At 59.2% G+C, this 17,755-nt stretch carries 22 protein-coding genes and 1 pseudogene; 8 read left to right on the plus strand and 15 right to left on the minus strand.

Annotated features, from left to right (window positions below):
- From ACCQ08_RS25405 to ACCQ08_RS25440, 8 genes and pseudogenes are all read right to left on the minus strand, one after another.
- A pseudogene (locus tag ACCQ08_RS25405) lies at positions 1–446 on the minus strand (hypothetical protein); the annotation flags it as partial.
- Positions 443–2,557, minus strand: coding sequence for a DNA polymerase I (locus ACCQ08_RS25410; protein WP_373451312.1), 2,115 nt, complete (start codon positions 2,555–2,557; stop codon positions 443–445). The pseudogene ACCQ08_RS25405 and the gene ACCQ08_RS25410, both read right to left, overlap by 4 nt.
- Entirely contained in the window at positions 2,554–2,988 is a 435-nt protein-coding gene (locus ACCQ08_RS25415) for a deaminase (protein WP_313330717.1), read from the minus strand. The genes ACCQ08_RS25410 and ACCQ08_RS25415 overlap by 4 nt, the downstream gene beginning before the upstream one ends.
- 65 nt (positions 2,989–3,053) lie before the next feature.
- Positions 3,054–3,998, minus strand: a complete 945-nt coding sequence (rdgC, locus tag ACCQ08_RS25420; RefSeq protein WP_373451313.1) for a recombination-associated protein RdgC — start codon at positions 3,996–3,998, stop codon at positions 3,054–3,056.
- Positions 3,999–4,063: 65 nt separating this feature from the next.
- A complete protein-coding gene (locus ACCQ08_RS25425; RefSeq protein ID WP_373451314.1) occupies positions 4,064–4,750 on the minus strand; it encodes an ssDNA-binding protein in 687 nt (228 codons plus the stop codon).
- 48 nt (positions 4,751–4,798) lie between these two features.
- Positions 4,799–6,190, minus strand: a complete 1,392-nt coding sequence (locus tag ACCQ08_RS25430; protein WP_373451315.1) for a DUF2800 domain-containing protein — start codon at positions 6,188–6,190, stop codon at positions 4,799–4,801.
- Positions 6,187–6,513: a hypothetical protein gene (locus ACCQ08_RS25435; protein ID WP_373451316.1), complete on the minus strand. Its 327-nt coding sequence runs from the start codon at positions 6,511–6,513 to the stop codon at positions 6,187–6,189. Before ACCQ08_RS25435 ends, ACCQ08_RS25430 begins: the two co-directional genes overlap by 4 nt.
- 83 nt (positions 6,514–6,596) lie before the next feature.
- On the minus strand, positions 6,597–7,283 hold the full coding sequence (locus tag ACCQ08_RS25440) for a hypothetical protein (RefSeq protein WP_373451317.1): 687 nt from the start codon (positions 7,281–7,283) through the stop codon (positions 6,597–6,599).
- Between the two features lie 171 nt (positions 7,284–7,454).
- Here ACCQ08_RS25440 and ACCQ08_RS25445 point away from each other — a divergent pair, with 171 nt between their 5' ends.
- The 4 genes from ACCQ08_RS25445 to ACCQ08_RS25460 all read left to right on the plus strand — a co-directional run bounded on the left by ACCQ08_RS25445 (position 7,455) and on the right by ACCQ08_RS25460 (position 9,082).
- Positions 7,455–7,718 carry a hypothetical protein gene (locus tag ACCQ08_RS25445; protein WP_373451318.1) on the plus strand — a complete coding sequence of 88 codons (264 nt, stop codon included), beginning with the start codon at positions 7,455–7,457 and terminating at the stop codon, positions 7,716–7,718.
- Positions 7,719–8,018: 300 nt separating this feature from the next.
- Entirely contained in the window at positions 8,019–8,600 is a 582-nt protein-coding gene (locus tag ACCQ08_RS25450) for a hypothetical protein (protein ID WP_373451319.1), read from the plus strand.
- Between the two features lie 3 nt (positions 8,601–8,603).
- On the plus strand, positions 8,604–8,909 hold the full coding sequence (locus ACCQ08_RS25455) for a hypothetical protein (protein ID WP_373451320.1): 306 nt from the start codon (positions 8,604–8,606) through the stop codon (positions 8,907–8,909).
- Entirely contained in the window at positions 8,909–9,082 is a 174-nt protein-coding gene (locus ACCQ08_RS25460; protein WP_373451321.1) for a hypothetical protein, read from the plus strand. Before ACCQ08_RS25455 ends, ACCQ08_RS25460 begins: the two co-directional genes overlap by 1 nt.
- A gap of 64 nt (positions 9,083–9,146) precedes the next feature.
- Here the strand turns inward: ACCQ08_RS25460 and ACCQ08_RS25465 are convergent, their stop codons facing one another.
- Together ACCQ08_RS25465 and ACCQ08_RS25470 are read right to left on the minus strand one after the other, a co-directional pair.
- The gene (locus ACCQ08_RS25465) at positions 9,147–9,557 is read right to left on the minus strand and encodes a hypothetical protein (RefSeq protein ID WP_373451322.1); all 411 of its coding nucleotides are present in this window, start codon (positions 9,555–9,557) and stop codon (positions 9,147–9,149) included.
- A gap of 158 nt (positions 9,558–9,715) precedes the next feature.
- A complete protein-coding gene (locus ACCQ08_RS25470) occupies positions 9,716–10,207 on the minus strand; it encodes a hypothetical protein (protein WP_373451323.1) in 492 nt (163 codons plus the stop codon).
- Positions 10,208–10,254: 47 nt separating this feature from the next.
- Between ACCQ08_RS25470 and ACCQ08_RS25475 the strand changes: the two genes are divergently transcribed.
- Positions 10,255–10,458 carry a hypothetical protein gene (locus tag ACCQ08_RS25475; RefSeq protein ID WP_373451324.1) on the plus strand — a complete coding sequence of 68 codons (204 nt, stop codon included), beginning with the start codon at positions 10,255–10,257 and terminating at the stop codon, positions 10,456–10,458.
- Between the two features lie 293 nt (positions 10,459–10,751).
- Here ACCQ08_RS25475 and ACCQ08_RS25480 read toward each other — a convergent pair whose 3' ends face one another.
- The 5 genes from ACCQ08_RS25480 to ACCQ08_RS25500 all read right to left on the minus strand — a co-directional run bounded on the left by ACCQ08_RS25480 (position 10,752) and on the right by ACCQ08_RS25500 (position 13,922).
- Positions 10,752–11,069, minus strand: coding sequence for a hypothetical protein (locus tag ACCQ08_RS25480; protein WP_373451325.1), 318 nt, complete (start codon positions 11,067–11,069; stop codon positions 10,752–10,754).
- Between the two features lie 273 nt (positions 11,070–11,342).
- Positions 11,343–11,906: a KilA-N domain-containing protein gene (locus ACCQ08_RS25485; RefSeq protein WP_373451326.1), complete on the minus strand. Its 564-nt coding sequence runs from the start codon at positions 11,904–11,906 to the stop codon at positions 11,343–11,345.
- 383 nt (positions 11,907–12,289) lie between these two features.
- A complete protein-coding gene (locus tag ACCQ08_RS25490) occupies positions 12,290–12,550 on the minus strand; it encodes a hypothetical protein (protein WP_373451327.1) in 261 nt (86 codons plus the stop codon).
- A gap of 253 nt (positions 12,551–12,803) precedes the next feature.
- Entirely contained in the window at positions 12,804–13,355 is a 552-nt protein-coding gene (locus tag ACCQ08_RS25495; RefSeq protein WP_373451328.1) for a hypothetical protein, read from the minus strand.
- Between the two features lie 96 nt (positions 13,356–13,451).
- Complete coding sequence (locus ACCQ08_RS25500) at positions 13,452–13,922, minus strand: hypothetical protein (protein WP_373451329.1); 471 nt, start codon at positions 13,920–13,922, stop codon at positions 13,452–13,454.
- Positions 13,923–14,106: 184 nt separating this feature from the next.
- Here ACCQ08_RS25500 and ACCQ08_RS25505 point away from each other — a divergent pair, with 184 nt between their 5' ends.
- The 3 genes from ACCQ08_RS25505 (at position 14,107) to ACCQ08_RS25515 (ending at position 17,676) form a co-directional block, all read left to right on the plus strand.
- Complete coding sequence (locus ACCQ08_RS25505; protein WP_373451330.1) at positions 14,107–14,370, plus strand: hypothetical protein; 264 nt, start codon at positions 14,107–14,109, stop codon at positions 14,368–14,370.
- 331 nt (positions 14,371–14,701) lie between these two features.
- Entirely contained in the window at positions 14,702–16,930 is a 2,229-nt protein-coding gene (locus ACCQ08_RS25510) for a VapE domain-containing protein (RefSeq protein ID WP_373451331.1), read from the plus strand.
- Between the two features lie 269 nt (positions 16,931–17,199).
- Positions 17,200–17,676, plus strand: coding sequence for a hypothetical protein (locus tag ACCQ08_RS25515; protein ID WP_373451332.1), 477 nt, complete (start codon positions 17,200–17,202; stop codon positions 17,674–17,676).
- Positions 17,677–17,755 lie beyond the last annotated feature (79 nt).

A 17,755-nucleotide genomic window follows, 5' to 3' on the forward strand; every position in this document is an offset into this window, starting at 1 on the left:
GCTGCATGGCCGTCGTCGCCAGTCGCCGCTGCATGGCCGCGGTAGCCAGTCGCCGTGTTATCGGCAGCTGCAGCGATCGTCTTCTGTACAGCCTCCTGCACCCATTCACGATCAGCGCCCACGACCTGAGCGATTTGCGCTATGCGGACCGTCGTTTCCAACTCGGGGCTGATTTTGCCGATGAGCCAATCCGCATCGCCAGCACGGCCGTCTGCGCGCAAAGCCCGGTACACGGGCACGAACTGCCCACCCTCTGGGAATTTATCCAAGAACCAACGGTATCCATCGGCACAGGCACTCCAGCCTTTTACGCGGTCCTTGGTGATTGCGAGATCGTTAGTGGGCTTGACAGTCATGATGTAGAACTCCTGGTTGCGAAATTTAATGTAGCGAATGCTAAATGAAATATCGCAAAAAGAAAAGCTCTTTTTAGCGAAAATGCTCAATCCTTGAAATAACGCTTGGTCTCGAAGCCTGCAGCTGCCAGGGGGAGACCTGGCGCCCACTCAGGATTTGTGGCCAGGATCTCAATCAAACCGGCAGCCGAGAACTCGTCGGTGTCGGGCGCTTCGGTCAAAATTTCATCGTGCACCGTCAAGATGGGGAGGTAACCGCGTGCCTCCGCCACAGGCAACGCTGGCGCCAGAATGTCGCGGGCGATGGTTTGGCAGCAGTTGCCAGTCATCTTCCCGCCATGGGTGAAGACGCGCACCCACTGCCTGGTGGTTTTGCCTTCTTCGGCGGACTCGCCCCAGTAGGCGATAGTTTCGTCCCGGCCCGAACCCACCAGGTGGGGCTCGAAGTAAGTGAGGTAGCGACCGCTGGGTAGCAGCACCACGAGCCATTTGCGGCCTTGGTGCGACACCGTACGCAGCTTTATGAACGGGCCGACCTGGTGAATCTGGTTTGGGTTCTTGATGGCGCTCTTGGCCGCGTTGCCGAGGTCGTACCAGAACTGTCGCGTGGCTGGGTGCCGCGCGCGCCACGCCAGCTTGCACGTCTCGCTTGCCACCCACTCGATCTCGTCGATTTCGAGGCTCTCCAGTTGCGGGTGTCCCCAGGCGCTGAGATTGGCCCAGGCCTTTTGGACATGAGCTGGTGCGATCATTTGCTGGATGGTGTCCCAGAAGTCCGCCATCTTGATGCCAAGGCCGCGCGCAAATGTCTGGTAGCCTGCCACGCCGCCTTGATAGCCTGAGGCGAGGTCGGGCACCTTGCCGAACGCATTGCGCAGGTGCTTGGGCACGTCCCAGGGGTCCCCGCCGATGATCGACACCGCCGTGATGTTGTAGAGGTCAGGCCCAGTGCCACGATCGTAGTCGCCGAATGCGGCTAGCTTCCATTTCTCCTGGGCTAGCCAGGCCAGCACGCGACCCTCAATGTTCGAGAGGTCGGCTACAACCATCTTTTTGCCTGGCGGTACGATCACTGTTCCGCGGAGCGCCGCCGCGCCGTAGAGCATCAGGTTGTCAAAAAACAGCGTGTGCGTGCCTTGTTTCAGACACTCGATGTATTGCTCAATCTCGTGCGGTTTGGGTAGTCCTCTGGAGGGTAGGTTTTGCGGCTGGAAAAGGCGCCCGGCCCACCGGCGGGTCCGGCCGGCCCCGGCAAACTGCAGGCCCCCGCGAAAACGCCCGTCCTTGCTGACCGCTGGGTCGAGCGCTGCATATTTCGCCGTACTGGTCTTGTTGGCTGCGATAGACAGCTCCATCATCTCGCGTACGTCGGCGGGGAGATCCGGGTCGCGCAGCATAACCTTGAATGTGCCCGATTGCGTGTTATCCAGCTCCACCCCTAGGCGCGCTGACAAATAGGCCTGGAATTTTGCGCGCTGACTGGGTGTGAACTCGCCGTGCGACAACTCGGAAAATCGCGTCGCAATTCGCTCTTTCTCAGCCACGGCAGCCTGCGCGCCGGCGCGGGTCAGATCTTGGTCCACACGGAAACCTCGCACGTTCATGCGCTGATCCAGGTGCCACTCGGCGACAGCCGATGCGTTCCAGTTCCAGGTAGGCATTCGCTTCACGCATTCGCGCATGGCCAGGATGTCGTTGCTGGCGTATTGTTTGAACCGGTCCCACTCGGCTGGGTGCGTCAGGCGCGTTGCGCGCTGTATCTTCCGGTTGGCAGGTTGGGGTTTGGTGAACAATGACACCAGCTTTTTGCCGTCGGCAAGCTTTGCCAGGTCTGAGGGGACGCGAAGAACCTCGCACAGGTTGGCCAAGCCAGCGGGGAGTGCGTGCGACAAAGCCATCGCCATGCTGCACCTCCAGCGCTCGGGGTTGACGCGAGGCAGGTGTAGTTGTGCAGGCCCGTTGTGCACGGCCGCATCGAACTGGGCATTGTGCGCCCAGACCTCTCCGTCTTGATCATCAAGCGCGCGCCACAGCTCGTCATGCATCTCCTCGGCGGTGCAATCCCATACGCGCGCTGGCCCTTCTCCAATGGCATATGCGATCATCAAATCCTGGGCTGTCTCTGCGTAGCCGTAGGTTCCGACCACCTTCAGGTCAGCCTCTGACCACGTCTCCCGGTCAAGCCAGAGGCGATCGCTCATAGCGTGAATCCTTCCACCTGGACGCCGGCTTCCTCCAGCAGATCCCGCGCTTTATCCATCGACTCACCCCAACGGGCCTCGAACTCAGGGTTGGCGTGGTAGACCACACGACGGACGGAACGCGCCGCCAAGATGTGCAGTACGCAGTGCGCACAAGGGTGATGCGTCACATACAGGGTGCGCACTTGGAAAGGGGCGTTGGCCAGAGCGTTGACCTCGGCGTGCAGCGTGAGTGCCAGTTTCGTCTCGCGATCGTTCAGCCGCTCAGGGGTATCTGCGATACCGGGCGGCAAGCCGTTGTAGCCCCAGGCTACCTGGTTCTTACTGGCGCCGACGGCCACCGCCGCCACGCGCGTGGAGACGTCCTTGCTCCAGATTTGCGCCAGGGCGAGTGCCGTGGCCATGAATTTGCGGTCTGTTTGGGTGACCATGGTGTGCGCTCCGTTACTGCGTTTTGACAGCAGCCCTCTTGCGGAAGGCCGCTGGCGAACCGCAGTTAGAAGATGTCGTCCACGGTTGGTGTGTCCGCTTGGGCTTTTTCAGGGCTAAGAAGCTCCAAAAGCGTGTCGAAGATTCCGTCCAAGGTCACAACTTCACTGGCAAGCTGTGAAACCCACAGGTGGGTGATGTCGCAGTCGTCGTCTTCGACAACCTGATGCTTTACACCTTTGAGGCGCAACTCGCTCGTGACACGGAACATCACGCCATCAGCATCGGTGAAGCACATTGAATCTACCTGTGCACCTTGCCGCAGTGCATCCTGAAGACTTTCACGCGCGTTCTCTAGAGCCGCCAGCTTCAAGGCCCATTTGTTGTTGACCCCCACCATGACAATCTCGCTGGCAGGTTGCAGAACGCCGAACATGTCATCGTCGGAAACAGACCCATCGTCCGCCAGCGCGCGCAACCAGTTGGTCAGTCGGGCCGTCAACCCCATTTTTGGCCCGCTGACATGCACCGTGGAAAACTTGACCGACTCCAGGACCTGGACCAACGCGCTCACACCAAGGTCTGCGGTCTTTTGGGACCCGGTATTGACGTACAGCCGTTGTTTCGCATGCGAGTAGACAATGTAGGTAACTTTGCTACGGACAAACGCTCTGGGCAACAATTCGTATATGACGTCTGCCTGCATTTCCTTGCGCTCCTTGCGCCCAGGCTTTCGACCGGTTGCTTCGTAAACGCTGCGGGCTTTCTCGTCCACCAGTTTGCTCACCTCAGAAGCTGGCACAGTTCGACTGTCCTCGCGCAGGCAAATTGCCCAGCCGCCGGGGAATGCCAGCACGCGATCTTCCGTATCTGGCACCACATTGACGAAACCCCAGCTCGCCCGTTGGTGTTCTCCGCACGGTTCGAACGGTTGCAGGCGGAGTTGTAGTTCTTGTACAGTTGCAAGGATTTCAGCGCTGTACGTAAATAAATTGCGTGTAACTGCTTTCATTTCTGCTCCCTTTCTGAAAAACCCCAGCCAAAAGGCCGGGGGTGTGTTTGTGAAAAGGACAGGGCTTAGAACAGCTCGCCAGTTTCGACGGTTTCCATCGACACTTCTTCGTCGCCGAAACCTTCGGCCGAGGTGGGGCCGGCACCAAACGCTTCGCCGTCGCGCAGGAACTGAACCGCTTCGAGCTTGGCGTACACCTGGTTGGGGATCATCTCGCCGCTACCGGCCTTGAACGCCTTGCCGGCCACGAACTGAACCTTCAGGTTCACGTAGCAGCCGCGGTAGGGAGCCTTCAGCACATAACCCACGCTGTCGGTGACATCCAGACCATTGACGAAACCGCGGCCTTCTTCGGTCAGAGTCACGAACTTGCCGTCGTGAGTCTTGGGGGCCACAACCTGAGGCTTGCTCTTGTTGCCCGCGCTGATGAACAGCAGGTCCTTGAACTGAGGATTGACCGAGCCGTCATCCATGAGCTTGCTGTTACCGTCGCGCACGGCCTTGCTGTTGGAGGAGATGTTCTGCACAACCGATACGGCATTGGCACCCCACAGCGCCGTGGCTGCTTCCAGCAAAGCGGCTTTGGCTGTAGCAGCTGCTTCGGAGTCGCGCTCAAACAGAGCGACAGCTTTGAATTTCGGGGTGGTGGCCTTGCCGTTGACTTCGCCGCTGGCAGCGGTGAACAGGTCGCCCCATTGCAGACGGACATTCTTCAGGATGACGGGCTTGGAGGATGCAAGGTTGGAAGCCATTTTTAAGTTCCTTGGTTACTAGATTTCAAGTTTGGAAAGACCTGGGAGTCACGGACCAAAGAGGGCCGCAAAACTCTCGTCTTGCGATAGCACGTCCTCGAAACCGTCGGTCTTGTTGACGGCCGATCTCGGATCGGTGCTCAAAGCGATCTGAGATTTCGTCTCGCCTTGTCGGATGAGCTGCTGGAGGTTGCCCCACTGGCGTGGACCGATCCGAGCAGGCTGCTGTTCTTGCCCTTTTTTGGGCTTCTTCGCCTTGGCCAGTTTCTCGACCATTGCGGGTGTGATGAGCTTGAAGACGTACATCTCTTCGTTCTTGAGGCGCCAGGACTTGAGCTGCTGGGCTACTGCCTCTTCGTCCGTCCATTCGCGGTTGCCGGCCCTGCCTGGCACGAGCTTGTAAGACAGACCGTCGTCGCGTACGACCTGCTCGCCGTTCTCCAGAGCACGGCGGGTTGCTTCCTCGATGCTGTCAGCCCACTGGCGCACGAACCCGACCAAGGCGTACTGAGAGCCGAGATTCACAGGATGTGGTGCGTGGAGGGTGCCGCCGGTCTCAGCGCCGAAGCCGTCGAACACGGCGTTCAGCGCCATGCCGGTTTGCGCGGCACAGTTACCTTTTGCGCGGCAGAAGTGACAATTCGACTGGGAGGGCTTGAAGCGCGGGTTGGAGCGTGTCTCCTCGGCCTTGGCTTTGAGGAACAGCTCGAGCGCCTGCAACTCGGCGATGTCGCACGAATAGCTATCGGTGTGGCCTACGAATGGCTGCACGATGGTCATGTGCACGGTCTTAACCAGGCCGAAGATATCGTGCCGAAAGATCGCGCCCAGGGCGTAGCAGCCCATCTGCCGGTTGATCTTGTGTGTCTCCGGCGTGATCTGGCCGGTGATAAAGCACACCCGCTCTGGCTGATCGAGCTCGCGAGCGTAGACCTTCTTGCGGCCAAACTTGCTGTCCATGACGTGGATCCAGTCCTCGCCCAGGAGGATCACATCGGCCGAACCCTCCGCACCTTCTTCACCGGTGAACTGGCCGATAGGTACTCGCTGCTCGACCAGCAGTTGGCCGCCCATCAAGTCGTGCTGCTCGCGGATGAATGCAACAGCGCTGTTCACGGCGGCAAGCATTTCTTCCGTGACCTCAACTTCTGCCTCGATGTTCAACTCGTCGTAATCAGGTCCGCTGAACTTCCCCGCCCAGGTTTCACCTCGGGAGTCGCTCTCTGGATGCTGCCAGAACACGAGGACGCGACCCAAATAGCTCTGCGGGTCCAGCTCGGGGTTCAACAGCAGTTCTTCCTGGATCTGATGGCAGGTCGTCCCTTGGCGCGAGGCGTCACTGTTCTCGTTCGGAATGCCATCTTGGGCCGCAGGGCTGGCCGTGCAGCTGGTCCAACGGTCCGCGCTCGAAGGCGACAGGCGTGCGTGCTGCTTGCTCATTTGTCGCCACCAGGTTGTTGCTCGAGGGTGAGCTCGACGTCGTGCTCGCCGAACGGGGTGGCAATCCAGGTGATGGCCTTTACACGCAAAGAGGTCACCGGATGCCGGCCGTACAGTTCCGCTTCTGGCGGCACCGCGATGCGCATCCAGTGGTTGACGTCTGGGAGTACCCGCATCTCGCCGTCGAAAACTTCGAACTTCGTGCTTACTGGACCTTCGCACGTCGCCCCGCCGGCTAGGGCGCGCCGCTCACGCTGTGTTTCGCCGGCCTTAATAAGGCGAGCGAACGCTTTGACTCGCAGTAGTTCTTTCGTGAATTTCATGGGTTTACTCCGGCGCTCTGGCTCATCTGACAAACAACTTCTGACGCAACCCCCTCGGGCGAAGGGGCTGCAGCTGATAGCTGTTAGGCGAAGAGGGGGTCAACACCGCCGGCTGGGTTCAGCAGTGCCTGGATTTCTGCGTTGATGGCGGCTTCGAGGCCCTTGCCCTTCATCTCGGGAACCTTGGTAGCGGTAGGGTCTACCTTTTTCATGATGGTCAACACCGCGGTGCTGCCATGCGCCGGATCTGCGGCCAGCTTCATGAGTGCGGCAACGGTCTGGTCCCAGGTTGGAGCCTCACCGGCCGAAGTTGCGTCCGAGGCAGTAGCCGGAGCGGCTGTTGCAGAAGGCGCGGTACTTGCAGCTGCCTGGGTCGTGGTCGCAGCGGCCGCTGCTTGGGCGTTTTTTGCTGCGTCCTGAGCAGCCGCGAATTCCGCCTTCTTGGCGAGGTACACGTCTGCCGGGTTGATCTTGAAGTTTTGGTCTTCCGGTTGAGGGTTGCCAGGCAACTCGGCGTACACCTGCTTGGCCACTTCGTTGACCCAGTAGCGCGTGCCGGCGGGGTCACCGTCCACTACCTTTGCCAAATCATTGGCTGGCTCGTCTTCCTTCTTGGACTTGCGGCCGCGCTTGCCAGCTTCTGCGGTCGATCCGGACACCGCATCCGTGAACTGCAGGCCGGACGCCAGGGAGGTCAGCAGCTGCTTGTTGACTTCAGTCAGTTCCTTGACGGCGGCCGTCAATTCGCTCAGTTGGGCTTCGATAGACATGTAGGTACTCCGTTCGATTGAAAAGGTGCGTTGAAGCGGAGCCAAGCATACCTCAAATTTCGCAAATGCGAAATAAGAAAGACGAATTTACTTATCTTTTGCTAAAAAGATTTGGCGTTAGCGAAAACAGGTGCTAAATTTGTGGCTCCTATCACGCAACGGAGAAATTTCATGAAGTTCTTTACGCCATGCCCAAAGAAGGTCCGTAGCAAGTTGCTGGCCTCTGCACAAAACGATCTGCTGACCGCCGAACTCGCCTTGCTGGAAGCAGAGAACAAGCTGGACTACTTCCGTGGCGCTGTCGCTACGCACCAGACACGTGTGAATCGCTTGCAGGCGAAGGTCAATGTCGACAACCTGGAGGCGCGTCAAGTGCCGTTTCCAGAAATCGAGCCGCTCATCAAGCAGCATGTACACCAACCGGGCGCGCGCTGATTTGACACGTGCTGGCGCGCGGCGGGTGTTCCGCTGCCCAGACTGTCGCACTCGAAGGGTGTCCTTCTCGTTGCTGCTCCAGCATCAGAAGGCCGCCTGCCACCAGGTGTGTAAGTGCGGCGGGTATCACTTTCCACATCGCCCAGGTTCGCACTGCTGCGACGCCAACATCGACGCGCCGCTGCATCGTGCGAAGCGCGAGAACCTCACGGATGAGGAACTTTGGGACATTCAGCTGGATTTGGTCTTGCTCACCCCAGGCAAGCCGATGACGAAATGGGAATAGAAAAGAGGAAAACTATGGATATGCAGTCCTTTATCAGCGCCTTGCGCTTTGTGTCGCACGCTTCGGCGGTGCGCGACGTCCGTCATTACTTGAAAGGCGTGCTCTTTGAATTCTCAGCAGACAAGCTGGTGCTTGTGGGGTGTGACGGTGCGCGCTTGGCCGCGGTTACCCTGCCGCCGGTGGACGATGTGCAAGGTTCGTTCATCGTCAGCAACGCGTCGGTCAAACAGATCGTGTCGATGTTTGGGAAAGACAAGACAGGGGATGCGCTCTTCAAAAATGACGGCAAGCAATTGGCCTTGTCGAGCATTTTTGGCGCCTCCTATAACCTGGAGGTGACGGACGGTACTTACCCCGATTGGCGGCGTGTCGTGCCGGCTGGTTCACGCGAGATCACCACCATGCCGCAGATCAGCCCAGTGCTCCTCGGTGACGCTTGCAAAGCCATTGCGCCGCTATGCCAGTTGATCAAAGGGATTCCTTCTATTCGCATTCTTGCGGCTGGCGAAGGCAACTCCGTGCTCATGCGCCCGCGGTCAATTGCGAATCCACAGCTTACGGACGTGCTGGTTGTGGTTCAGCCGACGCGAGTTTGATATATGTACGACGCCCCAAGCCCTGAAGACCAAGAGGCGGTGCAGCGCTACTTGACCGAGCACACGTTGGTCCGGGCCGATGCCACGCGGAAAAAGTACCTCTGCCAAGGTTTCTTGGCCGGCGTGGCGTACGCGCGCGGGCAAGAAATCAAAGCGCGCAAGCAGCGTGTTGTCGAGGCTGCCGAAAGCTACCTCGCTGGCCCGCAAACCTATCGCCGCATATTCACGGTGGCGGCCGACCACTCGATCACCGTCAAGGAGCTGCGGTATGCCCTCGAAAAAGCGCGAGCTCAAGCGGGAGCAGCGTGATGGCTTCGTCCAAGAAGCGCAAAGCGCAGAACAAGGAGCTGGCCTCGCTGTCGCCTGGCATCACGTGCTTTCTCTGCCTGAAGTTCAAAGAGGCCGCTGGCGCGCGTGCTTTTCACGCCCATCACGTCTGCGCCGAGTGCGCTAAGAAGCTCGACCTGAAAGAAACGCCGTGAGCGAGCGCGGGAAAGAAGGGTTGAACCCCTTCTTCACAAGCTTACGATCGTCTGGGCAAATACGTCACTCTTCCGCTTCGGAAGTGAGCGGCTTATTGAAACCTCCGAAACGCACCACACGCTTTGTGACGCGGCGGCCTTCACCACTCACTCCAATTGAACCCCCATCCGCGTTCGCCATCACTCCGGCTTGCCCTTTGCCCGCGCCTTCGTAATACTCCTCTATTTCAACCTCGTTGGAACTTGTAATGCGCTCCGCGATTGCCAGCTCTTGGGCTACCCGCGCTTGGTGCGCTTGGAACTCCATAGAAATCTTCTGCTTCTGAGACTCTTTCTGGAGTGCATCTAAACTTTCTGACTCGGCGGTTGAAACCAGCGTGTGGGACTCCGCCAGCGCGATATACGCGTCTTTTACAAACGCCGGTGTGAACGCTTCGTACACCAGCCTTGCGGTGAATTTGCCAATGTCTCCCAATTGAATTCTCCTTACAAGCATCAATCCGTAAAAGACCCTCCGCAAAGGACGGGTGCGCAATCCGACAACGCAACACTGGGTTGCTGCATTACATTCTATGAGGACATTCTTAATTTTCTTCCAGATACGTTTGGCCAACGGGGCTGAGGGCCCTCTGGTCACCTCGGCCGGTACACAGGGTAGGGCGGTCGCTTAATCGCCTCATACCTGGCGCGCAGCCAGGGTTCCATCTCCCTGACAATGTTGTCGATCTCAGTGGGATTGGCAGCACAGATCCAAGTCTGCGGCCAGGCTTGCAGCTCACCCTCGTCAAACTCCATCCCTCTGAGCAACAGGGCCCCGGACTCCCGCCGGCGCAAGACATGGGCCTCTTGCAGTGCCTGGATCAACAACCGCATCGGGTCCTTGCGATCAACTAGCCAGGTGTCATTTCCTCTGGACTCTCTGACGCTGAGGGCCATGCCAAAGTGGCGCGGGCGACGCTGCAACAGATCTCTGGTCAGGTACACACCGTTGAACCGCAGGCGCAAGACATACAGGTCCCAGCCCACGCGGCACTTACCTTCAAGATCCATGGGCGTGCCCGGCGAGGCATGACTCATGTACAGCCCGGGTAGGTCCTGCTCGCTGAATTGGTTGAGTGCTTCCATGTTCGACTCCATTTACTGTATAAATATACAGTCTTTTGGAGATGATGATGATCACATCCAGGTATTGGAGATGGCACATACGTGATGACAAGGGCGAGTGGTGCCAGACGCAAGAGCACGAGCGTGCCGACGCTATTAAGCCTGAATGGCCGGAGGCAATGCCGGTGCTCGGCTCTATGGTGCTGCACTTTGTGGCCGTGCCGAGCGAGAAGCACCTGTACGACAGCCTCGCGCCGGACATCCCGTTTTGACGCGCCATTCTGGCTTCAAAGCCATGCCCCCGACGCTCTGGCGCGGCGCTAGCGCTAGGCAATTCCCGCCCTAGTGCGGTTCGGGAGCTCTGTGCATGCCGCCCAATCCCTGCACAGAGCCCCACCTTTTGCCGGGCGCCGAGTCCGTGTGGCAGCGGAGCAACGGGGGTCTCGCCGGTGTTTGCCGGCCTGTGGCGTCTCGCAGGCACCTTTCCGCACCTCTTCCTAACCTGCGATTCAGGCAACAAAAAAGCACCTCTACAGGTGCTTTGTTCGCTTTACGACGCTGCGAGTCAGTGCACTGCGCTGGCGCGCGGTCCTCGGGCGGCTGCGTGCAGATCAGCCTTTGCGCGATCGAGATCCGACTGGCTGGCGCCGTGGCGGAATGCCCAGTCGATCACGGCTTTGTTCAGCAGCTCGGCCATCGGTTGAGTGTCTAGCCCCTTGTCAGTCTCGTATCGCACCAGCAGTTTGCTCACCATGAACAACGTGCCGGCCGCCGCCTGGGCCACCTCCACGCCGGATGGTGCGCAGCGGGGCTGGTTTGAAGCGGTGGGGTCAGTATCAGCACCAGGTGTATGAAGTACGGGCTTTCGTTTATGCGCCTTCATGCCGTTTCCCTTTCTCAGAGAGTTTTTGTTTTTCAGTTGGCCCGCTGAGCTTTCATGGTGCTGTTCCCGGCAGGAGACGAGTGGGGTGCTTTGGCTTAGCACTCTCAATATTTACTGTATGTATGTACAGTGTACACGGGCCTTTTTTCCTTTGGGTGACTTTTTGCAGACTTGCGGGTAAACCCTCGTCCTACAGCGTAAATTTGAATCCGTCATGCAGCATTTCATGAAAAAAGCGCCTAAAAAGGCGCTTGAAATTGTTGCTGTTGGCGTTTAGTGACCGGGGAAGAAACTGTAGATTGACTCGCGCGTTACACCCAGTTCCGCCAGTTGCCGTTCGTGCCGGCGGATCAGCTTGGGGTTGTCCAAATAGGCCGGGCTAGCCTCGCCGCCCATGGCGCTCACGTAGTCGTAAGAGAGCTTGTGGATGATGTTGATGTGTCGGGTGATGACCACATCGAGACCCATGCCTGCATCGACGTGGATCATCATCGTGTCGGTCTCTGGGGCGGCTGGCTGCGGCGCCGTGGTGGCCAGGAAAACCCGGATCACCTTCAAGTGGAAGGCCGCGCTGATCCAGGCCGCGTAGGCGATGATGAGTTCGCGGCATGCGTAAGTGCCGTTGTTCAAGCCATCATTGACGACGCGCAAGGGGGTCTGCGAATCTGCAGAGGCCATGATTGCCTGGATCAACTCCTGAGTTTCCTTGCGGCGAGTGAAGAACGCAGGCTGGTGTTTAGCCGCACTGCCGGCTGCTGCGTGCAGGTCGTTGAGAGAGAAGAGCCCGTCGATTTGACGGATGGTGAATTCGCCGATGGCGAGGGGGAGATTAGCCATTTTGGCCTCCAGGACGTGCAGTTGAGTTCAACCGCCGCCATGGCTTCCAATCAATGGCGGCGGCTCGAACGGGTAGGAAGACCGGGCACCTCCTGCGAGAACCGGCGAGCCTTGCGGCTCCCCATCCGAGCCGCCATAAAACGAAGGCAAGAATGAATAAAGCCGTGCGACTGCGAATAGTCCACGGCTTGCGTCGTGGAGGTGCTAACGGGCTTCCTAGTTCCCGATCGCGCTTTACTGGCGCGACACCTCCACTATGACACAAAACTGATTGAAATGCACGCGGTCCGTGCAACAAAATCCGCGAGGTGCAGTATATAGCAAGCTTAGCGTTTGCTTTATGAAAACGACCTGCTAAAGTCGCTTGCGCGCGCAACAGGCGCTCAATCGATGTTCTTCCAGCCGCCCCGCTGGGCGTGGATTTTCGTCCAGTCTGGATCGAGGTCGTCGCTCATGTTGAATTCGCACTTGGATTTGCGAGTGACATAGCCGCCAAACCCATTGGTGCCGTGGATGGTCAGAGTTAGCGTGCGGCCGTCCAAACTCGGCTCGGAGTAGTACGCGCCGGCCGGGTCGCGCAGCTTGGGCCTGTAGTAGGCCAGGCACTGGTCTGCCTTGATCTCTATCTCGCTTCGGGTGCGCATGGCCGGCAGTTGCGGTTGCGGGGGTGGCGTACTGCTCACCGGTGCTGATTCGATGCGTACGGCTCTTGCAGGCGCTGGGCGTGGCCTGCTGGGCCCTTCGTTCCTGATCTGTACCTCTTTCGCACCTTCCGCACAGGGCGTCTGGCTGTACGTGCTTCCGCACTTGTAGACTGACTGTGCCCCGGCTGGTGCACTGCAGATGGCCAAGAGTAGCGCAACTGTTGGAAAACGCATGGGATCCATCTCCGGCCGGTCAGTCAAAACGAACTTTGAGAAGTTTGGTATCCGTTACGTCAAAGCTGCACGAGTACAGTCTGTTGCCGGTATAACCGCCGAAGCTGTTCTTCGCGTTGACGGGTAGGGAGTACAGGAGCGCGGGGAACCAAGATCCACGCTTGACCGATGGGTCTAGGATCAGATGCCCCCCGCCGGCGTAGTCCGTTTCATACCCTTCAGACCGTGTGAAATCACCGATCCGCGCTGAATCCGGGTCTTTCAACATCGATCGAATCGCCGTCAGGCACGCGATCTTGTTGGCCTTGATCTGCTCGGGGTCGTTGGGTGGATTGCCGAGTTGCTCGGCCTGCTTTTTGGCCCGTAATTGAGCCGCTTGGATGTCGGCCACTGCCGTGGTACTTGAACTGACAGGCCCGTTGTTTGAGACACCGACCTCTTTCGCATCATGCGCACACGGTGTTTGGCTGTAGGTGCTCCCGCATTTATAGACGGACTGCGCCCAGGTGGGCGAACTGCACAATACCAGTGCCAGGGCTGCCGCGTGTAGCCGCATGGTGCGATCCTCCATAGTCATTTCCAGGGGACTATAGCAGGACACCCAGCAGGAACTGCCGGGCTAACCGAGGGCGGTGAAGGAGATCCGCGCGCCGGCGCGGTGGTGCGATCAGTTAAGCAGCTGCAGCACCTGGCGCATCTTGGCCTCGCGCGCCACGCCGCCTTGCTCTACGGCATCTTCGTAGGCCATGGACACGAGCGCAGCAAACTTGTCGCTGCCTACGTCGACCTTCTCTTCCTCGATCAACTTGTTGACCAGGGAGATCACGCGAGAGAGGGCGGCGGTGTCCAGGCCACCCTTATCGCTTGGGGCTGGCGCAGCAAGACTGGTACCTACCTTGGCTGGGCCGTCTGGGGAATCGAGCGACATGGCCGGCAGGCCTAGAGACTCTTCAATCCGGCGCATCGTCTTCTCAGTAGGCGTGCGCGTTGGCTTGGGGCCAAACATCTGCACCAAGAAGCTCGCGCCGGAGTACCCCATCTTCTTGGCCACGCTGCCCACGCCGCCGGCCTGTTCAAAAGCGGCTCGTGCATTTGCGATACGGATTTGGACAAGGTTGGAGACGGTGTTGGTAGTCATGGTTGCAGTTCTCGGAGCAAAGCCCCGCGGGGTTTAGCGGTTAGCAATGTGTCAACGATAGTACATTTCGCGCCACTTAGCAATATATACGCCAACATACTTACAACAGCAGGGGTTGTACAACTGTCAAGAAAGTTTGCTCAAATAATTGAGCAAATGCTAAGTTCAAGCCATAATCTCCCTTATGGACAAAGCACCACCAACCCAAACCACGCCGCTCCTGGACATCCTGCGCCAGCTCGGGACTGCTGAAAAGCGAGACGAGTTTGCCCAGTTGGCTGGGACCTCCACCGCGTACCTCTACCAGCTCGCCGGCTGCAACCGTGCATCGTCTCGTGTGCGCCTGGCCAAGGCCATTGCAGACGCATCTGTCGTAATGCAAGAGCGCTACGGTAGCCGCGCCATCACCGTGGACGAGTTGGCCACCATGTGCCCGCTCCCTACCTGACGCCCGTACGAAAGCGTCCAGCACAAAGACCCTTGGCAAAAACCGAGGGTCTTTTCTTTTGCCCGCGCTCGACTGTCGTTTAGCAATTTAGCAAATGCGATATAGAATGCCGGTGCCAGCTTCAAGAAAAATTTCTGTAATACATCACCGCAGAGCCCCGTGGGTAGGGGTCGAGAGTCTCCGTTTTGCGGCGGGGTTCACAAGGCTGGCGCTTTTCCTCTCGACTCCTACCCACGGGGTGCTTTCTATAGAAAGGTCGCCAGCCTATGTCTACAAACCAAGACGCTCCGCGCGCCGGCATCCACGTTCCAGCATTCGAAGGTAGTCCCGCATGAGCGACAGATACGAAGAGGCGCGGCGCCTGCTGAGCGCCGGCATCAAGCTCTGCGAGCTCTACCCCATGAGCAAGCAACCCAAGGGCGACGACTGGAACCACCGCCTGCTGACCGACCCAAGCCAGGTGCGTGACACGGCCGGCGGCTACGGCATACCCTTGCTGGCCAACGGCCTGTGCAGTGTGGACTTCGACAACACCGAAGTGGCCGAGCGCGGCCTGCGGGCGTGCGGGCTTGATCCTGACTGGCTGCGCGGTTGCGGCGTGGCCACATCGAGCACACGACCAGGCTCCGGCGGCCGGGTGGCGTTCAAGATGCCCGCCGGTGCCAACCTGCGCTGGCTGCGATTCACCAACCCGGTCGACGGGACGATCCTGGAGCTGCGCGCCACGTCGGCCAACCTGCAGGACTGCATGCCCGGTACGACCTACCGCTCCAAGGACGGTTCGGGCCCATGGGTCCAGGACTATGCAGGGGTGTTCACATTCGACACAGCCCCGGAGCCGCCAAAACAGCTGCTCGATTGGTGGGCGCGCATGTCCACCGACCTCGACTTCCTGCACTCTCAACAGCTGATCATCGCTGGTGCACAAGCGCAACTGGATGTGAGCAGCGGCGCCACACTCTGGTACGCGTCACCCCATCGCATGCAGTTCAACACGGACCACAGCGTGGCAGAACTGCTGCTGGAGCACGGCTACTCGGAGAAGAACGGCCGCTTCGCCCCGCCCAGCGCCACGGGTATGGCCGGTGTCCGCCAAATCCCGGGCAAGGACGATCTCTGGCAGTCTGACCACGCGTCCGATCCGCTGTTCGGCCTGTTCGACGCCTGGTCCGCCTACGTCACGCTGGCGCACGGCCGGGACCTCGCAGCTGCTGAGGCGGTTCAGGAGGCCGGCCGCGCGCTGGTGGCCCTTGACGGCTTCGAGAGCGTCGAGCCTGTCATCCGGGTGCTGGACGACGGCACCCCGGTAGAAGACCCGGACGATCTGCCTGCCTTCGACCGGGACAAGACCGGCAAGGCAAAGGCCATCATCAACAACCTGCTGGCCGCGCTGAAGCATCCTGGCGTCACCGGTGTGCATATCGGCCATGACAGCTTCCGTGACGAGATCATGCTTGCGCCAGCAGGCACTGAGCAGTGGCGCACCTTCACCGACGCTGACTACGTGCGCCTGCGCGCTCAGCTCGAGCTCGGCCGCAACGGCTTTGCTCCGATAGGGCGCGAGACTATGCGCGACGCGGTGCTCATGGTGGCCGCCGAGAACACGTTCGACAGCGCCATGCTGTGGCTCGGCCAGCAGCGCTGGGACGGTGTGCGGCGCATTGACACGTTCCTGGTGGACTTGTTCGGCGCGGAAGACACGCCATACGCGCGTGCGGTCAGCGAGTATTTGTGGACCGCGATGGCCGGCCGCGTGCTGCATCCGGGCTGCAAGGCCGACATGGTGCCGATCCTGGTGGGCAATCAGGGCCTGGGCAAATCCACGGCGATCGCGGCGCTGGTGCCTTCGATCGATTTCTTTGCCGAGGTGTCATTTGCCGAGAGCGACGACAACCTCTCTCGCAAGATGCGCGGCAAGCTGGTGGCCGAAATCGCTGAGTTGAAGGGCCTGCATAGCCGGGACATGGAGACCGTCAAGGCGTTTGTCACGCGAACCCACGAGAAGTGGATCCCCAAATACCGGGAGTTCGAAACCACGTTCCCCCGCCGTCTGGTGTTCGTTGGCACCACCAACAAGGACCAGTTTCTGGCCGACGACACCGGCAATCGCCGCTGGCTCCCGATCCGGGTGGGCGACGTGGATGTGGCAAAGATCCGGCAGATAGCAGCCCAGTGCTGGGCCGAGGCTGCGGTTCGTTTTGAGCAGGTCGGAGTCGCTTGGCAGCAGGCCCAGGCACTCGCAGTAGACGTCCACGAGGAGTTTTCCTTCCACGATGAGTGGGAAGACAAGATCGTCGGCTGGATCGCAGGGGGCATGCCTGAGCTCGAAAATCCGGCCGACGGCTTGCCAACCTCGGAGGTACTGAGGTTGGCTATCGGCTTCGAAGGTCGACTAATCAAGCGGTCAGACGAGATGAGAGCGGCCTCTGTACTCAAGAAGATAGGGTTCAAAAGCGCCCGAGTGTCAGTAAATGGGTCACAAACTCGTCGTTGGTTGCCAACCTCAGACAACCTTTGCCTACCTTTTCGAGAGGTTGGCAAGGCAGAAAAGCTTTTCTAATCAACGTCCTTGCCAACCTAGACAACCTAGACAACCTTATTGGTAACGGACATATTGAATGAGGTAAGTGGACCGGTAGCAGGGGGCCAAATGCATGCAGGAGATAGGCAGGCGCTTTCGGGTTGGCAAGGTTGTCTAGGTTGTCTAGATCTCATTTATGCAAATTTTTGCAGGATCGTGTCGGAGTCGATAACGCCGTTTTTAAGGCCCGAAATAGGTATCAATTTTGGAATCTGCAATTTTTTGCAGATACAGTTTTAAGGAATAACATGGCTCAACAAAATTCGACGTTGGACGATATAGCAGCCGTCATCGGGTTCACGGCCACGTTGCGCCTAGCGGCCTGGTACGGCAACACCAACACCCTCTATGTGCCTGCGGTGGTGGAGGACGACCAGATACTGGTGCGGCTGATAGGCCGGCCTGCTGCTGAGCGGATGGCGGAGGCCTTCCCTGCTGAGTACCTGGCCGTGCCCCGCATGACAGCCTACGAGGAGGAGGAGCGGCGCAGTCGTATCGGCAGGCTGCTCGAGAAGGGTTTCAGCATGCGCGAGGTGACGAAGTTCGAGCGCGTGGGTGAGCGACGTGTACAGCAGATCTGCCGTGAGCTGGAGCAAGCTGGACTGATCGAGCCCATAGGCCCTGAGCGTCCACGCAAGGGCAAGCATGCCAAGGCTGCACGGCACAAGGGTCCAGTGCCTGGGCCTAACCACCTGGGCTGGAACCCCAAGGCCGGCAAGGGCTGAGGTGCAGTGGTGCTAGCTTGGTGCGCACCAGCACCAGCACCAGCACCAGCACCAGCACCAGCACCAGCACCAGCACCAG

The sequence above is a fragment of the Comamonas sp. SY3 genome, assembly GCF_041730275.1.
Taxonomy (GTDB): domain Bacteria; phylum Pseudomonadota; class Gammaproteobacteria; order Burkholderiales; family Burkholderiaceae_C; genus Comamonas; species Comamonas sediminis.